The sequence below is a fragment of the Bradyrhizobium cenepequi genome (assembly GCF_020329485.1).
Classification (GTDB): Bacteria; Pseudomonadota; Alphaproteobacteria; order Rhizobiales; family Xanthobacteraceae; genus Bradyrhizobium; species Bradyrhizobium cenepequi.
Genome location: NZ_JAGKJI010000032.1, coordinates 41,142 through 58,105, shown reverse-complemented (window position 1 = coordinate 58,105; position 16,964 = coordinate 41,142). Strand labels below are relative to the sequence as shown.

The 16,964-nt window shown below is 59.1% G+C and carries 17 protein-coding genes; 11 read left to right on the top strand and 6 right to left on the bottom strand.

The genetic code is table 11. The annotated features are described in order from the left end of the window. Positions 1 to 51: 51 nt before the first annotated feature. Positions 52 to 1,335, bottom strand: a complete 1,284-nt coding sequence (locus J6497_RS27675) for a sensor domain-containing diguanylate cyclase (RefSeq protein WP_225707430.1) — start codon at positions 1,333 to 1,335, stop codon at positions 52 to 54. Positions 1,336 to 1,585: 250 nt separating this feature from the next. Here J6497_RS27675 and J6497_RS27670 point away from each other — a divergent pair, with 250 nt between their 5' ends. From J6497_RS27670 to J6497_RS41295, 3 genes are read left to right on the top strand one after another with little or no spacing between them, the layout of a single operon-like run. Beyond that, a complete protein-coding gene (locus tag J6497_RS27670) occupies positions 1,586 to 3,196 on the top strand; it encodes an ABC transporter transmembrane domain-containing protein (protein ID WP_225707429.1) in 1,611 nt (536 codons plus the stop codon). Next, a complete protein-coding gene (locus J6497_RS27665) occupies positions 3,193 to 5,430 on the top strand; it encodes an ATP-binding cassette domain-containing protein (RefSeq protein ID WP_225707428.1) in 2,238 nt (745 codons plus the stop codon). Before J6497_RS27670 ends, J6497_RS27665 begins: the two co-directional genes overlap by 4 nt. Next, the gene (locus J6497_RS41295; protein WP_283845148.1) at positions 5,427 to 5,552 is read left to right on the top strand and encodes a hypothetical protein; all 126 of its coding nucleotides are present in this window, start codon (positions 5,427 to 5,429) and stop codon (positions 5,550 to 5,552) included. The genes J6497_RS27665 and J6497_RS41295 overlap by 4 nt, the downstream gene beginning before the upstream one ends. Here the strand turns inward: J6497_RS41295 and J6497_RS27660 are convergent. Continuing rightward, on the bottom strand, positions 5,498 to 5,632 hold the full coding sequence (locus tag J6497_RS27660) for a helix-turn-helix domain-containing protein (protein ID WP_312010371.1): 135 nt from the start codon (positions 5,630 to 5,632) through the stop codon (positions 5,498 to 5,500). The genes J6497_RS41295 and J6497_RS27660 overlap by 55 nt on opposite strands. A gap of 425 nt (positions 5,633 to 6,057) precedes the next feature. Here J6497_RS27660 and J6497_RS27655 point away from each other — a divergent pair, with 425 nt between their 5' ends. From J6497_RS27655 to metB, 3 genes are all read left to right on the top strand, one after another. Continuing rightward, positions 6,058 to 7,926 carry a dihydroxy-acid dehydratase domain-containing protein gene (locus J6497_RS27655; protein ID WP_225707427.1) on the top strand — a complete coding sequence of 623 codons (1,869 nt, stop codon included), beginning with the start codon at positions 6,058 to 6,060 and terminating at the stop codon, positions 7,924 to 7,926. Positions 7,927 to 8,013: 87 nt separating this feature from the next. Further along, the gene (locus J6497_RS27650; RefSeq protein WP_225707426.1) at positions 8,014 to 8,418 is read left to right on the top strand and encodes a PAS domain S-box protein; all 405 of its coding nucleotides are present in this window, start codon (positions 8,014 to 8,016) and stop codon (positions 8,416 to 8,418) included. Positions 8,419 to 8,491: 73 nt separating this feature from the next. After that, the gene (metB, locus tag J6497_RS27645; RefSeq protein WP_225707425.1) at positions 8,492 to 9,670 is read left to right on the top strand and encodes a cystathionine gamma-synthase; all 1,179 of its coding nucleotides are present in this window, start codon (positions 8,492 to 8,494) and stop codon (positions 9,668 to 9,670) included. A 265-nt stretch (positions 9,671 to 9,935) separates the two neighbouring features. Here the strand turns inward: metB and J6497_RS27640 are convergent, their stop codons facing one another. The 4 genes from J6497_RS27640 to J6497_RS27625 form a co-directional block, all read right to left on the bottom strand. Next, positions 9,936 to 10,304: a DUF488 domain-containing protein gene (locus J6497_RS27640; protein ID WP_225707424.1), complete on the bottom strand. Its 369-nt coding sequence runs from the start codon at positions 10,302 to 10,304 to the stop codon at positions 9,936 to 9,938. Between the two features lie 547 nt (positions 10,305 to 10,851). Then, a complete protein-coding gene (locus J6497_RS27635; protein ID WP_225707423.1) occupies positions 10,852 to 12,036 on the bottom strand; it encodes a Shedu immune nuclease family protein in 1,185 nt (394 codons plus the stop codon). Positions 12,037 to 12,121: 85 nt separating this feature from the next. Further along, positions 12,122 to 13,816, bottom strand: a complete 1,695-nt coding sequence (locus tag J6497_RS27630; protein ID WP_225707422.1) for a retron Ec67 family RNA-directed DNA polymerase/endonuclease — start codon at positions 13,814 to 13,816, stop codon at positions 12,122 to 12,124. A 310-nt stretch (positions 13,817 to 14,126) separates the two neighbouring features. Continuing rightward, complete coding sequence (locus J6497_RS27625; RefSeq protein WP_225707421.1) at positions 14,127 to 14,360, bottom strand: helix-turn-helix domain-containing protein; 234 nt, start codon at positions 14,358 to 14,360, stop codon at positions 14,127 to 14,129. A 164-nt stretch (positions 14,361 to 14,524) separates the two neighbouring features. Between J6497_RS27625 and J6497_RS42535 the strand changes: the two genes are divergently transcribed. The 5 genes from J6497_RS42535 (at position 14,525) to J6497_RS27600 (ending at position 16,924) form a co-directional block, all read left to right on the top strand. After that, the gene (locus J6497_RS42535; protein WP_249793764.1) at positions 14,525 to 14,989 is read left to right on the top strand and encodes a hypothetical protein; all 465 of its coding nucleotides are present in this window, start codon (positions 14,525 to 14,527) and stop codon (positions 14,987 to 14,989) included. 141 nt (positions 14,990 to 15,130) lie between these two features. After that, the gene (locus J6497_RS27615; RefSeq protein WP_225707419.1) at positions 15,131 to 15,469 is read left to right on the top strand and encodes a hypothetical protein; all 339 of its coding nucleotides are present in this window, start codon (positions 15,131 to 15,133) and stop codon (positions 15,467 to 15,469) included. A gap of 160 nt (positions 15,470 to 15,629) precedes the next feature. Next, the gene (locus J6497_RS27610; protein ID WP_225707418.1) at positions 15,630 to 15,803 is read left to right on the top strand and encodes a hypothetical protein; all 174 of its coding nucleotides are present in this window, start codon (positions 15,630 to 15,632) and stop codon (positions 15,801 to 15,803) included. Between the two features lie 578 nt (positions 15,804 to 16,381). Then, positions 16,382 to 16,564 carry a hypothetical protein gene (locus J6497_RS27605; RefSeq protein WP_225707417.1) on the top strand — a complete coding sequence of 61 codons (183 nt, stop codon included), beginning with the start codon at positions 16,382 to 16,384 and terminating at the stop codon, positions 16,562 to 16,564. 162 nt (positions 16,565 to 16,726) lie between these two features. Further along, positions 16,727 to 16,924: a hypothetical protein gene (locus J6497_RS27600; RefSeq protein WP_225707416.1), complete on the top strand. Its 198-nt coding sequence runs from the start codon at positions 16,727 to 16,729 to the stop codon at positions 16,922 to 16,924. Positions 16,925 to 16,964 lie beyond the last annotated feature (40 nt).

The window sequence follows — 16,964 nt, the reverse complement described above, 5'->3', positions numbered from 1 at the left end:
GAACCGGTGAAACCGGGCGCGTTGTTCGGGACAGTTCCGGACTCCTAAAATCTATCCGACCTCCACCCGGTTTCGGCCTTTTTCCTTTGCCTGGTACAGAGCTTGGTCCGCACGTTTCATGATCGCGTCCAGGTCATTCTCTCCATCGGCCCGCGTCGTCACACCGATGCTGACGGTGAAGGGAACGGGACGACCGATGCTCCAATTATGCTCGAAATCCTGCTTCTCGAATGTCGCTCTCAGCTTTTCTGCAGTCGCCCACGCCTGATCTGTGTCCGACCCCGGCAGCGCCGCCACAAATTCCTCGCCGCCCCATCTGGCGAACACATCCATCTTGCGGCTGGCCGCCATCCCAACCTTGGCCAGTACGCGAAGCACCTCATCGCCCGCGTCGTGGCCATATGTATCGTTAACCTTCTTGAAATAGTCGACGTCAAGCATCAGCACGGCCAGATACTCGTTCGATTCCAGAACGTTTTCCATGACCTCAAGGAACTCTCTTCGGTTCGGCAGGCCGGTCAATTCGTCCGTCACAGCCTGCTTCTGAAGCAGGTCCATCAGACGGACACGGTCCGTGATATCCCTGATGACGGCCGTGAACTCCAACAAACCGCCAACGTTGATCTTGGATATCGCGATTTCGACCGGCAGCAGCGTTCCATCACGATGCTGCCCCCAAATGCGATTGCGCTCGTCCATTTGCCGCGAATTGACCGGCGAACGGGCAAACTGGTGGATATAGGCGGAATGATGTGATCGAAATTTCTCCGGCAAGAGGCTTACGAGCGGATGGCCAATCACCTCGGACGCGTCATATCCGAAGAGATTCTCCGCAGCACGATTGAACAGGGTGATGTTGTGCTCCTGATCGATCGTTATGATCGCATCGTAAGCGGCGTCTACGACGGACCGAAAGCGTGACGTGCTCACCTCCAGCTCATGCGTCAGGGTCATTTTCGGCGTGATATCGAGGCCGGTGACAAGAATATCAACCACGGTCGAATTCCCGCCTGCATGCCGGAACGGCTTAAGCGAAAGACGCCACCAGTGCGTTCCTTCCTTGAAGTCATAGGCCTGCTCCAGCTCCTGGGCGACCCCGGTGCTGAAGCACTCTAGAAGCTTCTTGCGGAACTCGTGCCGCGCATAGCTCGGCATCAGCGCGTCGAGCAGCATGGACGAACCGCGGAGGCCTCCGCGCCGCCCGCCCGTCATGTCAAAGAAATGGTCGTTGCAGGCGGTGACGACCAGCTCACCTGCCTGACCACGCCCCACGATCGCAACACTGGCCGCAATTCCATCAACGAATTCCTGGAGTGGGTTGGACTTGTCCGCCATGTGAACCTCGCTTCCGAGCCCCGAATGAACGTCGTGTCCCCCCACCACCGTCAACGACAGAATGGAACTTGCGCTGTTGCGCCCAAGGATAGCGCCAACGATCAAAGGAGAGAAGCCGGCGCCAAACAACGAAGGGTAGAGTAGGTATGCTGCGCGGGCGGGCCTTCACAGTGCATTGACCGGCCTTGGTAAGAGGCGCGACCAGGGGTAGAATAGTGGTCCGATCGCGCGTGCGGAACGATGGTGAGCCATGGCAACTCTCGACGTAGCCAAGCCTCCAGGAGCGGTCTCGCTCAGTGTGGCCGCGTCCCTCGCAAGCCACACGCTGGCCCTTGCCCTTCCGCTTGCACTGCTTCAGACCTACGACCGCATGCTGCCGAACCAGGCCTACGGTACGACCTTCGTGCTCGCCGTCGGTGTGACCGTGGCCATCCTGCTGGAGGCCATGCTGCGATATGCCCGTTCGGTGTTGTTCGCCTATGTGGGATCGGCATTCGAGTCGGAGATGACGGTCCGCGTGGTCGATCATGTGATGCATGCCGACAGCAAGGCCCTCCATCAACTCAGTATCCCAGACCTGTCAGATGCCCTACGCGCCTCCGGCGACGTTCGCGACTTCTGGTCCGGCAATACAGCCGTGGGTTTGCACGAATTGCCCTTCGCCGTGATCTACATCGCCTTGATTGCGTATCTGGGCTCGTGGCTTGCGCTAATTCCCCTTGCCTTTACAGCGCTCGCGCTGCTTGCGGCGCTCGTAGTCATTCGGTCGGCAGCGATCATCCAGCGCGAGACACAGGAAGCGCAGGTGCAACGCCAGAAGCTTGGCTGGGGAATCTTCCTGGGCCTGCTCGAGGTAAAGGCCATGGCCGCGGAGACCCTGTTGACGCAACGCTATCGCGATGCTGTCGGGCGCGCGTTGGATACGGCGGCGCAACTGGAGAACCGGATGGCGCTGATCAGCGAGAATGGCAGGCTGATGGCGCAGCTCTCGACGATTGGTATCGTGACCGCCGGCGCCTTCATGGTGGTCCGAGGAGAATTGACGACAGGCGGCCTCGCTGCATGCACGCTCCTCGCGGGGCGTTCGGTGGGGCCGGCGATGGGCGCCTTCGGCTATCTTAGCCGTCGCAATCAGCGGGTCGAGGCCGAAGGGCGAATACGCAAAGTGTTGTCGCTGCCGCGGGCTCCGGTATGGACCATCGCTGGCGAGAGGCGCCCCTTTACCGGTGGCACCATCGTCTTGTCGGGCCCGGCCTTGCGCGGGCTGGGCGGTTCTGTCTCCATCCCGCAGGGCACCTTCGTTCATATCGATGCGCCGAATGCTCCGGTCGCCACGATGACGCTCAGAACGGTGGTGCGGCTGGAGGATTCGCTCGATCTTTCCATCACCTTTGACGGAGTGCCGAACAGCGCCTATGACCCGCAGAGTTTTCGGCAAGGCGTGACGGAGGCAAGTTCGCGCGGCGAGCTGATCCGCGGCACTCTTCTTGAAAATCTTACCCTGTTCAGCCCGAACTACGAAGCGGCGGCCATCCAGCTTTCGGAGCTGCTCGGCCTGAGTACGTTCGTCGATAGCTTGCGCCAGGGCTTCATGACACCGGTGGGCCCCGGCGAGGCGGAGATCATAAGTCCCGGCATCGCTGCGCGCATCGGCCTGATCCGGGCGCTGGTGCGACAGCCCCTCGTCCTGTGTCTCGACAACGCCGACGGGTCGCTTGATCTGGACGGCGTGGCGAGACTCCGTGAACTTTTGAAGGGACTGAAGGGCCATACGACGGTGTTCCTCGTATCGAGCAGACCCACCCTTACGGAACTCGCTGATATGAAAATACGCGTCGATCGCAGAAGGGCACCGACATGACGAACCCGTCAGTTCCCTCCACCTTGCCGGGTGCGCCGAGCGTACCAAGTACAACGGCCGTGGCGCCGAAGAGGCCGCCGACGTGGACCGAGACGGTGTGGCTGGAGCGTTTGGAAGCAGCGGTCGGAGCCGATCGACGCGCTGCATCACCTGTTGCCGATGCCCTGCCCACGATGCTCGTGGCGCTCGGCTGGCTCGGTACGGCGCGGAGCCTTGCCGCCCTGCTGCCTGCTGCAGAGGTGCCGCTGACACTGGATCATCTCGAGCAGATCCTTCCCACCATGGGATTTCGCACCCATCGCTTGCAGGCGACGGGTACGACATCAGACACGAACAGGCTTCGCGCCGGCAGCCTCGTCCAGACGCGCGCAAGAGATGTGGGAGTCTATCTCGGCCGGCCCGACGGCGAGGATCTCTGGCTCGCCAGGGACAGCTACTGCCGCCTTGCGCTTGGCAAAGGTGACACGATCCTCGCAGTCGAGAGCGACATCGACTTCCACCCGGTCAATGAAGCCCGGCCAAACTGGTTTCGTGGTCTCTTCGAACAGATACGCGATGAGCTTTTCAAGCTCTTCGCGATGAGTTTCGTCATCAACCTGCTGGCACTATCCGTGTCGCTGTACACCATGCTGGTCTACAGCGTCGTGATCCCCTCGGGCGCGACGTCTTCGATTTGGGGCGTGATGCTGGTGGCGATCGTCGCAGTGGTAGGCGGCTGGGCGCTCAGCATCGGCCGTCAGATCGTGAGTTCATGGATGGGAGCATGGGCGGGCACGCGCATCGGTGCCGCGACCATGCGCAAGATGCTGGCGCTTCCGCTCGAGATGACGACGCGGCTCGGCGTCCAGAACAACATGGTTCGCATGCGTGGCTTCGAGAACGCGCGCTCTTTCCTGAGCGGCGCCGGCGGCCTCAATCTGATCGATTACCCGTTCCTCGTGATCTTTCTGTTGGCGATCGGGCTAATGGGCGGTTGGCTGGTCTTTGTACCGATCGTTGCTCTTTTCGCTTACGCCACACTCGCCTTGCCGATGTCCGACTATGTGGCGAGCAAATCGACTGCCGCAGGCGTTGCTTCGGGCCGTCTCGAGGAGCATGCGGTGTCCGCCTTTCACGGCATGAACGCTTTCCATCAGGCTGGCGCGGACAGCCAGTGGCTCAGCCGGTTTGCCCAATTCGCGCGTGAATCGGCGATACGCAACCGTGACTACGCGATCGCTGTCGCCCGCGCTCAGGCGATCGGACAGATGCTGAGCTCGCTGACGGTGCTGGCGACGTTGTGCGTCGGCATTGTCCTGGTCCTCGGCGGCGGGATGCATGCCGGCGGATTGGTGGCGACCATGATGCTGATCTGGCGGATCACGACCCCCGCGCAGCAGGCATTCAGCTCCGTGGTCCGTCTGCGCCAGGTGCAGAGCTCCGTCCAGCAAATCGACCGCCTGATGGCGACAGCGGCGGAAAGCTCGGGCTCCGAATTCACCAGTCCGGTGGGACTCGCTAATGTCATGCTCACCGCCGACCGCATCTACTATCGACCTGACGCCGACTACGATGCCGCGCTGAACGGCGTATCCTTCAACGTACCGGCCGGAGAGCGCACCGCCATTGTCGGCCCCAGCGCTGGCGGGAAGACGGTGCTGCTGGAGTGCCTGGCCGGTCTCCGACGTCCTCACTCCGGCCGCGTCCTGATAGGTGGACGAGACATCCGGCAGTTCGACACCACGGAGTATCGCGCCTGGATAGGTTACGTGCCGCAATTTGTCCCGGCGCTACCCCTGACCGTCCGCGACTATTTTCGCCTGCGCGTGCCGACACTGACCGATCAGGAGGCCTTTGCCGCGTTCGATCGGGTGATCGGCACCGACTGGCGAGAACTTACGCTGTTCGGTCGCAGCGCCGACAAGGTCTTGGACCGGGAGATCAACCCTTTCTCCGACGACGTGGCCGAACTGCAGTTTCGCCACCTGATGGCCTTTGTCGCGGCGACGCTGAACCAGCCGGCAGTTCTGCTGCTCGACGGCGATGGCATCGCCGGCACCCCGGAGTGGGACGCTCGCATCCTGCGTTATCTCGATTCCATTCGCGGCAAGACGACGGTCATTTGGGCTCCTCACATCGCTGCGCATATCCAGGCCTGTCAACAGATCGTCGTTCTGGAGCGAGGCGGTGTGGTGCGTGCCGGCCCGACGGCGCAGCCTCCCGCGCTGGCGGACCGGACACCGGTGGGTGCATGATCAAGCGGCCGCTGAAGGCCGATGGTGGGCGAGCCGCGCTCCTGCGCGAACGCGGCCCAAACGTATCTCAGACCACGATCGCAGCGATCCAGAGGCTCAGCGTGCGGCTGATCGTGAAATAGGTGAGGCCCGCCATCTCGGCGAGATCATCCCGGGTGATGGGAAATTCGATTTGGACACCATCGTTCGCGGTCCGTGACAGGCACCAGGCGGGGAAGGCCCTACGAACCCGAGCCTACCCAACCCAACCAAGACGTAAAGGATGACGCCTGGCCCCTATGAGGATCCCTTTGGCCGAACGGCCGGGACGGAAGGTCGCACTTCCAAGAGCCTGTACGCCTTTTCCAACGCGCCTGACATCACCAACCATTCAAGTCAACCCTAATTCCGCCGTTCGGAGGCTCGATTTCCCCGCGCCCCAGCCAGCCGCTGCCCAAAGGCAGGATGGTTTGACAATCCGATTGTGTCAGCGATCTTCGTGGCTTATGCCCTGAACGAGCCGACCGCGATCAATCCCGTATTCGGCCCGCCATGTTGCCAGAGGGAATTTGGTCGCATCCTCTCGCACGGGGTGCGCCCTGCACTTTGTCGATCAAAACCAGCCGTTCGCTTGGAAGGAATCTCGCCGTGACAGAATCAAAAGCCGTTATCATCGACCGGCATCCAGGCCGCTCCACCCAGACCATCGGAATCGCGCGAGAGCTTGGCACCGATCCGGATCTGATCCACGAGCCGTCGGTTGGCGTGGTCGGCACCAAAGGCGACAGCCAGTGCTACATGGGTGTGATGGCGAAGGTCGATGCCATCCACCGCAGTCTCAAGAGCCGCATTGGAAAGGGCGCGGGCCAGTTGAAGCTGCGCCTGGTCCAGCCAGAATACACGATCGCGACGTCGGATGGCATCCGCAACGGCACTCGCGAAATGCGCTATTCGCTGATCGGGCGTGAAGTCACTCACGATGCGCTCTGCGAGCATTTGAGCGCGACTGGTCTAGCCGGCACCATCGCCGTCGTAGCCTGTGACAAGCCGCCGGTTGGTACGCTGGCCGCGCTGCTCGAGCACAATCAACCCGCCATCATCGTGTCGGATGGGCCGATCCATCCCGGTACCGACCCGAACACCGGCGAGAAGCTCGACATCGTCAGCGCCTATCAGGTCGCCGGCAACCCGGACGCCGCGTACCGCGATCACATCGCCTGTCATGCCTGCCCCGGATACGGCAGCTGCGGCGGCATGTTCACCTACAATACCATGCAGACATTCATTGGTGTCGTCGGCATGCAACCGCTGCACATGGTGGCGCCGCCGTCCGACGATCCCCGCCGCCTCAAGGAATTCCCGGACCAGCTGGTCGACTACCTCGCGCAAATGATCGCGAAGGACCTGAAGCCCCGCGACATCGTGGTTCGCGATTCCATCCGAAACGCCGTCATCGTCGCAATGGCGGTCGGCGGTTCGACCAACGTCACGCTGCATGCGCCGGAGATCGCGCGCGCCGCAGGCTTTGCGGACTTCTGGAAAGAGGTGATGACGCCGGCCGAGTTCAATCATCTGTCGCAGTATGTCGTTCCGGTCCTCACCGATGCCCGCCCGTATGGCAAGTATTCGATGGTCGACATCGATCAGGTTGGCGGCGTGCAGGTGATCGTGCGCGAACTGCTGGAGGCCGGGCTTCTCAACGGCGACGTGATGACCTGCACGGGCGAAACGCTGGCGCAGCAGGTCAAGCGCCTTGGCACTAAGGCCGTCGATGGCACGGTGATCTATCCCGTCGCCAAGCCTTATAAGCCGACGGGAGGCTTGCGGGTTCTCGGTGGCAATTTGTCGCCGGAATTCTCGGCGATCCTGAAGCTTGCTGGTGTCGAAGGCGGGCTCGAAGACAATCTGTTCCGCGGCAAGGCGCGCGTGTTCGAAGGCGAGCAGGGCCTGCTTGACGCGCTCGACAAGACGCCCGAGCGATTCCAGAACAACGACATGATCATCGTGCGCTACGAGGGGCCGAGCGGCGCTCCGGGCATGCCCGAGATGCTTGACCCGACCTCGCGCATCACCACGCTGTGCCGCGAGCGGGGGATCGTGGTGGCGCTGATGACTGACGCGCGGTTCTCCGGCGGATCGGTCGGCCTTGTCATCGGCCATGTCGGCCCTGAAGCGGCCCTTGGCGGACCGATCGCCCTCGTTCTGGACGGTGACGAGATCGTTGCAGACTTGAACAAGAACGAGCTCAACTGCACGGAACTGTCGGATCCGGCGGTTCTCAGGCAGCGCAAAGCCGCATGGGACAAGGTGGTGGCCGATAACGGCGGCATCCACCCGAATTGCGGCGACGCGGATACCCGCCTGTTGCACCGCGCGCGGCTCACCGCCGTTCCTGCCATCCGCGGCGGCGGCCTGCATCCGAATCGCGAGGTCTGGGTGCGCCAGCCACGCGAAGCAAAGCGGTCGGGCTTTGTGCCGGCGAACAAGCACCGGCCGGAGACGAAACAGACATTCTAGAAACTGCAATCGGCACCGATGATCGATCGAAATGCCAGGATCGACCGCAGACAAAGTGCTCGGAGGTCGGAAGTGGTAGTCGTGTTCATGAACGAACAATCCCAATTGACGGAACGAATCCTCGACCAGGCCGCAGACGCGGTCATCTATGCGAATCGCTCAGGTGAGATCGTTCGGTGGAACCGCGCCGCTGCCGCTCTTTTTGGCTATTCCGCGGAAGAAGCGTCCGGGCAAGGTCTCGATCTGATCATTCCCGAACATCTGCGGGCTTCCCATTGGCGGGGCTTTAACGCGGCGATGACAAACGGCGCGATGAAGCTTCAAGGTCGTCCGACGCTGACTCGCGCGTTGCACAAGAGCGGCCGCAAGCTATATGTCGAGATGACTTTCGCAATCGTCAAAGGCGACGGTGAAGTGCTTGGCTCGGTCGCCGTGGCGCGAGACGTTACCGAGCGCGTCGAGCGAGAGCGCGCTGCCGCGCATGCGCCCTAAGAGCCTGAAGGCGGCTTCCACCATCTCAATAGCTCAGACCATTGTTTCGCCATCAGGAGAAGGGTTAACGACGGTGAGAAAGACAAGAGATCCGCGCACCGTGGCGGCATCGAATGGCGTCGCCGCGGACCGAGCGTTTAGGGCCGTGGCGCCGCCGCTCTATCTGACGAGCACCTTTGCATTTGAGGGATTCGAGCGAAACCTGGGCCACGAATACACGCGAACCTCCAACCCGAGCCGCGATCTGTTGGCTGGAACGCTTGCCAAGCTCGAGGGCGGCGCGGGCGCGGTCGTGACATCCTCCGGGATGGCTGCGGCCGATCTCGTACTGTCGCTCTTGCGGCCGGGCGATCTTGTGGTTGCGCCGCACGATTGCTACGGCGGAACCTACCGGCTGCTCGCGGCGCGGCACGATCGCAAGCAGTTCGATCTCGCGTTTGTCGACCAGGGTAACGAGGTGGCGCTTACGACCGCGCTGCGCCGTAAACCCAAGCTCGTGCTGATCGAAACTCCGAGCAATCCGCTGATGCGGGTGGTCGATATTCGCGCGATCGCTGAACGCGCCAAGGAAACAGGCACTAAAGTCGCGGTCGACAACACGTTCCTTTCTTCCGCGCTGCAGCAACCCATCGCGCTTGGTGCAGATTTCGTCATCCATTCGACGACCAAGTATCTCAACGGACATTCCGATGTGGTCGGTGGCGCTGTTATCGCCGCCGCCGCTTCCGACGTGGAGGCACTGTCCGCCTGGGCCAACATCGCCGGCACGACCGGATCGCCGTTCGATGCGCACTTGACGCTGCGCGGCTTACGAACGCTCTTTCCGCGTATCGAGTACCAACAAGCTAACGCCATGGCGGCAGCGGAGTTCTTGGCCCGACATCCGCTTGTTGCTGCCGTCCACTATCCTGGGCTCGCCTCCGATCCGGGGCATGCCATCGCGTCGGCCCAGCAATGCGGCTTTGGCGCCATGTTGAGCTTCGAACTGAGGGACGGCATCGACGCCGTGCGACGCTTCGTCGAGGCCGTCGAGGTCTTTACGCTTGCCGAGTCGCTCGGCGGCGTCGAGAGTCTGGTTGCGCATCCGGCGACGATGACCCATGCCGGCATGGGCGCGGAAGCCCGGCGTGCAGCCGGCATCAGCGACAGCCTGATCCGGCTCTCGATCGGCCTTGAGGCGCAAGCCGATCTGATCGCAGATTTGGAACGTGGTCTTGCCGCAGTCGAGTCTGCGCAGCCGGGAAGCTCCTGAGATAGCCGGCGGCGGATCTCGGGATGATGCTCGGTGCGGGTCAGTCGCATCACGCAGAGCTTTTTTGACGAAGCGAGTTTCCCGCCACCGAATTGCGGCCATGCACCCCCATGCGCGGTCAGGCGAACACCTCGCCATGCGCTAAGAAGGTATCCGGGCCTCGATTTGCGCAAAGCACCTTTTCGAAGAGACGGTCCCTTCCTGGTCAACCCCGCGAGATCATCCTAATTCCGTTGTCCAAATCGTGATCCCGAGGGTCGAAAACTCAGGGGCTGACAAGGACATCGCGAAGCACGACGGCTTCGTTGTGCGCTTTGTCTCGCGCTGCGAAGATTAGGGTGATTGGGCCACGCTCCGCGAGCATCCGCAGCTCGTCGAGCGTGCTGGCGTGTTGTCGTAGTTCGCGCTTGTATCGGCGCTTGAATTCCGACCACCGTTCGGGTTCATGGCCGAACCACTTTCGAAGATCTGAGCTTGGCGCCAGCTCCTTCATCCAACAGTCAATCGCGGCGGCGTCCTTTTTGATTCCGCGGGGCCACAATCTATCGACAAGAATGCGCTTGCCATCTTCGCGCGCGGGAGTTTCGTATGCACGCTTCAATCTCACGTTAGATTCCAATAGTTCTGTGCGCATCACGGATTCTCATCTAGTGCTAGGCCGTGCAGCAAGCAATCGTGCTGGCCGACGCTCCAGCATCCCTCCAATGTGGATTTGGGGACGGCGACACTTGCTGCTGGATGTGAAGCGGTACTCATCAAGAAACCGTGAGGTGCGCGCAGCAGCAACACGCAAGGCATGACCTCGGCTCGAAATTCGAAAACGAGCCTGTGTCTCGCATCGCCGCAAGCCGTCGTATGCCGAAGGCAACATTGCAAATCCGCGCCGGCCAGACCTTTCCTGCGTCACTTCAGCAAGATGTGAAATCGAGTCGTTCTTAAACCGGAAATCGAGTCGTTCTTTTGTGGTCCGCACACGCACTGTAATCACTGGTGGGCTCGGCAGGACTCGAACCTGCAACCAGACCGTTATGAGCGAACGTGCTCGCAGGTTGGTGGAAAATCTGAAAATTCTACAATTTATAGGGGTTTTGTACAACGGCTAGTCGAGCGAAACTCGGCATCAAAATGCAAATCATCGCTGTTCGTTTGCATTCGTGCACATCCATCAACGTCGATTTTTGTCACTCTGCCGCGCTATCGCCTCCATGCTCAACAATGAAACGCGCCCGCTGCAGTAGCTCATCGAAAGTCAGAATTTCTGGGCGCCAAGTGTGTCGTCGATAGAGTTCAAACGACCGGAATTTGGGCACATTGATGCCATTTGGCGTGTTGAACTCCGCGAGCGTGCCGACGACGAGGCAAGAGCGTGGTTCAATGTTAAGAAGTATCTCTCCTGTAGGGTCGCCCAGTTCGTTGTCAGGCATCAGCTTGTGACCGATAGCCTCCACGGCGGAATGAACCGTAGTCTGGATCTGAGCTACTCCCCCTGCCAATTCGGAGGAAGGAGACCAAGCGCTCGGCCTATACGATGCCGAACTAAGCAGAGGCGTATCGTGCCGCTTGATTTCCACAAAACATAGAGAACTCACTATCCCCCGAGTTTTCATCAATGCGTCGGACCGCTTTCCAGCCCCGGTCAGATCTCGTCCCCTTACGATCCGCTCGAGCTTGCCCTCGTCCAGCTTGGACAAGAATTGATAGGATAAGCCATATCCAAATATCCAGGTGTTGGCTTCGAAGAATTTCTGCCAGACGTCCTCAGGCTTGCAGCTCAACCTACTTTGTTCGGCAGCGAAGAACTCTTGATCGCCTAGTAGCTTTTCGAAATGTTGCAGTTGCTTTCGGCGATACCCGACCGCGACCAAGTCGCGCGTGAGGTCTTCATGCTGAGCAAGCTCCAAGAAAAGTTCGGAGTTCTTGGCGAAGAGCCGACGCGCTTGGCTTTGGTCGAGGATGATGTCTCGCAGCACGCTATCCGGCAGATGAACCTTCGCCGATCCGTCGAAGGGCACAGCTTTAACGCCCGCTACGAAGCTCAAAAGGGTGTCGATCTCTGACCCCACGAAAGAAAAATGCTGCTTGTCGAGTGGCCCGGTCTTGCTGCTGAAGCGTTGAATTGTAAGCGTTCGCACTGAGCGGTCGTCTTCGACAAAGGTTGCCTTTATCTCATACCGTCCGGATGGCGTTTGCCGCAGGACCAACTCGTTCTTGACGGTCGCGAACTTCAGGCCCGGCTGTCCTTGGACTATGTGCGATGCAATCCTCAACATCTCCCCAGACGGCCCTCCCGGAAATCGCTTGCTGATGATGGTCTTGTCGGTTCTTCTCTCGAAGAACATTTTCCTTTCGTCGTATTCGTCGGACACAACATGCCACCAGAGGTTAGGATGATCGAGATGCTTTCAGGAAGCGTATAGAACTTTGGCTGTCCCGCGATTGGGCTCAACTAATTCATTCTGCAGCACGAGCTACGGCAGTTGCCACAGGTGGACGAAGCGAAAAATCCTTCCGCACATCCAAAATAGCTTTCAAAAGAGGCTCGAATCCAGAGAAGTCTATGGTTGAGCGTTCAGGCTTCACAATCTGCGTGGCAAAGTCAACTTTGGAATACCACTTGGTGAAATCTTTCGCCTTGCCCGTTCTGTCGAAGCTTCTGCCCTTTATTGTCTTCTTGAGGAGAGCGGAATCGAACAAATCTTCGATTGCGGCCTCTGTGCCTGTCTTGGGAACGGGGACCACGTAGAGATTGTCAAGCACATGATAGAACGGATCAACACCGCCAACCGGTTTGCCGATTATGTGGGCCAGTTGATGGAAGAGGCCAGTTGATCCTTTGTCGTTATCTACAATCATGATCACCGGCTGTGGTGCCGCATGCTTGAACGAGGACAGTCTTGGACGGTAGCTGGTGAGCAGCTTCTTTAGCTCCCCCGTACCGCCAGATAAATCCTGAAAGATAACGGCTGCCTCCGTATAGTTGAAGAAATCAACTGTAAGGCCCTTGCTGGGATCGGAGTGTATGAATTCAGGAAACTTTGCGCCAAGAGCTTTGATCGCGCTCCGTATATAAATATTGTCAGTCTTTCCCTCGCAAATGATGCGCGGACGAAGAAGTCCGTGGAACGCTCTGTAGTCCAAGAATTGACGGTACAGTTTGTAGAAGCTTTGTTGCTCTCGTTGCCAGTCAACGGTCTTGAGGCGACGGATGTGGTAGATGAAGCTCATCGTTCCTTCTAGAGCGTTATCTGAGATCGCCTTCTTGTCTTTGTCGGAGTAGGAGAATCCGTTCAGAAAGAGATGATGGCATTTCGCGCGGGCGATTTTGTAGTACTCGTTTCGAACATTGACCTTCTTATTGACGATCAGTCCTGTGGCATCTTGGCGAGAGCCGCGACGTTGCATGCGGGTCTTGTCGTAGTTTAGCTTAAAGCCAGAACGATAAACGTGTTTGACCAGGCTATCTCCTGGTACCCAAGCGTCCGATCTGCCCGAAACCAAACGTGCCACTGAGGCAGGAAACTCCTTTTCGTTCGTCGAGAACGTGAGATCATCCACGTATCGAGTGTAGGTGCATCTCCCGGCTCGAGCCACTTTGCTGAGGTGAATATCGAGAACGTGTGCGATGAGATTCGAAATGACCGGGGAGCAGGGACTACCTTGTGGGAGCTGATTGTTGTGGCAAGCGATTTGAGCGATGACTGTCGCTACCTTTGGTTCGAGAGAAAAATTGTGATCTTTCGTGAAAAAGCCAAGGACCCGTCCGAAATTGATTGATGGGAAAAAGTCTTTGAGGTCGGCGTTGAAAACGTAGCGCTTGTTTCGGTGGGCGGTAGCGTTCGTGACGATGGAGAAGTCTGGTTTGAAGCCGTGCGCTAGTTGGCACTGAACCCGCGACCGAGCGCTCTCAAGCTCAACGTGAATGTCCAGGAGAAGATCGGCGAGCTTCGTCTGTATCATCTTCAGTCGCGGCTTAGGCGCGGTGATCAGACGGCGTCCTCCTCCCTTTTTGGGAATAGTGAATGTTTCATACTTCTGGTCGTCCGCAAGCCAATAGAGGACAAAGGAGAGCGAGGCAGGTTTGACGCCCAAGACGCGCGCCAACTGAGGTAACGTTCGTGCGCCTCTAAGCTGAGATAGCTTTGTCATGGCAGAATCGGCTTGCGGATACTCGTACGCCAGATTGTTCGCACGATCATAGCGATCTGCAAGGAGCGCGCATTCCCGCGTGCATTCATATCAACTGTCGCGAAGCACAACAGCAAAATCTATCCGCAAGCCGTAGTTGAGTTTTGCCGACCTGCACGGAGGATCGCAAGCAGCGCAGGCACTTATTAACAGAATAGATCGGATGCCAGGCCGATCGTGCAATCGACGGCACCGCTCAGACTACCGTTTGAACTTTCGGCTTAGTCACGACTACGCTTTTTGGAAGAGGCCAAGTCGAAGCTCGCGTTAATTAACCTACCCCGATGTCGGCTTCGAGTTGCTTCATAATCTTGCTGGAGCTCGTATTGAGAGCGATTGCCAGTCGGAAGAGCATCATGATCGTAGGCGATTTCAAACCTCGTTCAATTTGACTGACATATGTCCGGTGGACACCCGCGCGCTCCGCCAGCTCCTCCTGCGAGAGCCGGGCAGTTCGCCTCAGGCCAGCAATGATTTTTCCGAAGGCTGCGTTCGGGTTTTTCACGCCTCCATAGTCTTGGCTCGAACACTAAAGAGCTACAGACTATAGTATTCACGCCGTTTCCGCATAGGATGGACGACGCAATGCTTAACGGTGTCTCATGAGCAAGTATCCACTCGACGCTTCGGCTCGACGTCGCTGTGCGGGAAGCGTTCCTCGCAGGAGGCATGACGGTATCCGGTCTGAGAAAGGAAATCGCGAAGGGTCGCCTTGAAGTTGAACTTATTGCAGGGAAGCAATTCACGACGTTACTCGCGATCGCCCGAATGAGAGAGTTGTGTCGCGTGCCCAAGAAAAAGGAGGCGCCAAGCCAGCCCGAGATCGCCGGCGCGTCCGCGCTCTTGATCAAATGGATTGTCGAGAATTGCTCGGTTCATGTCGCGCATGAGGTGAATAAGGCATCGCTGATGCAAACAAGGGAGGCCGTCGTATGCCGAATAGAAATCAGAGACCAGCACGCCTCCTTGCTCACCATGCAGTTGAAAATATGCCTTCAACCGGCAGTGCTGCAGAGCATCGATAACTTCGCCAGTGATCTTGGAGGACATCGCGAACCTCCTTTCCCACCGAATGGGAAAGGCTTTATTGCGCGCGACTATTGCCAAAATCAGACAACTCAACTTCTGAAGTGAACGAGGGCCATCGATGGAGGGAGTCTGGAGCGTGGGTTGGCCAATTCGTGCGATAAAGCCGCCGAATCTACGATTGAACAGCGGAAGGCCTGGTGTCGGATCGAAGTTCTAGCAATTGTCTACCGTCGCCGAGGTTAACAGGTGCAGACAGTCGATCGCGGGCTGATGATGTTTTTTGCCGCTGATTTGCCCGACGTGTCAATGTCCTCGGTATCTCGTGGCGGCAACGGTCGCGCTACTTTGCATGGGGTTGTTTTCGATATTTTGGTTGGGCGCGGGCCCGATCCGCCTTCACCCTGCGGGCTTCGGCGCGACGGCCTTCGCTCGCTTCGCGCTTGCGGTACTGCCCAGACGAAGCTCGCTTCGCGAGAAGGCTGGTGGGCCCGGCAGGACTCGAACGTGCAACCAGACCGTTATGAGCGACGGGATATCGATTTGCTGCATTTTTGTTTGCTTTCGATCGCGTTCGTTGCGTTTTGATCAGCTTGTTTCTGGTGCGAAGCTGGTGCAGTTCCGCCACAGGGTTGAAAGCTCAGGTCCTGTTCGCAATGTCGGCTTCCCGACCGAAGCGGAGAATCGCTGATTTATTGAGGTCGGCTTTGGGGCCACTAACCGACGTTCGCTCTATCCGGATGTCAACATGCCTGTGGTGCTGCTGACCACATCAGGGACTACTGGGCAGCCGAAATTTGTTGCCCACACCGCGGCAACGCTATCGGCGATTGGTGAATCGTTTGCTCATCTCGGCCTCGACGAAGAGCACATTGCGATCAACGCCGTGCCGATGATGCGTAGTGGGTTTGGTTCAGGTTAGGAGCCAACTCGGACAGATCGGTCCTCCATGACATTCTTGCCCACACAAAAGCACGGCTTGCGGACTACAAGGTCCCGGAATGGCTGGAGGTCGTGGACGAGATTCCCAGAAACGCGCTAGGCAAAATCGATCGCAAGTCGCTGCTGCTTAAGACTTCGCATCGTAAAATTAGCCGCGATTGTTAATCCGAAAGAACCCAGTTGAATAGCAGCACTTGGGAGTCCTCGTTCCGACAGAGATCCTTTCAGTAACGTACATGTCCCGTCGAGGTCTAGTGTCGGTGACCGCGAGACCGAACGATAGCGACGATAATCGGCGCTGCGCTGGGATGCGTACCCGGGGTCCTCGTCGTCATGTACTATCGGCGAATTCGCGGTCTCCGGTCCATCGAGGACTACCCGCCCCTGAAGCGGCTTCGGGAGTGTGGATGGGAAGATCCGAATTGATCACGGGGTCGCTTTCAGGCGCGCGGGCTGCGCGGAGCAATCAAACGCACTTCCGATGGATCGGATCGACCCCTGCGGAAGTTGACATCGAGCGATGGGTCGGCGGCGCCGCGGGCACCCGAGGAGCAACACATGACCCCACTCTTTCCCGACGAATTTTCGGCCAGGCTGATCGACTGCAGTCCGTTCGTGGTCATGGGCGACATGACGCCGCCTCGAGATCCCGATGAGGACGACGACGAGGACGAAGAGGAACGCGGCGAGGACGAAGGTGCCGACGAACCGCCGGTCGTGCGCGAGCCGGACGAAGGGTAGACCGGAGCGCGGGATGGAACGAACCGGCTCGCCGGGCGTCGTATCCCAATGCCTCCGGGCACCCACACCCAAAAGTCCAGCCCGAAGGAACCTACTCACTAGGGTGGCGGTCCTGATGCGCAACCATGGCGCAAGGGCCGTTCGTGCCCGCAGGAGGGAGCAATGAGCAATCGCATATCGGAGCGGAAGACGCCGACCGCGGCCGAACGGGAAGCTCGAAAGGTCTTTAGAGACGCGGACGCCAAGGTGGCGGTGTCGGAGTACGAACGCGCCCAGCAGGCGTTCCATGCAAACCGGGAGCGGCTGAAGGCGGAGCGGCTGGCGCGCGAGGCGGCGGCGAAACGGAAGACCAAAACCTGACCGCAGGAGACATCGGACCGAGACCGGATTCCTACGGAAC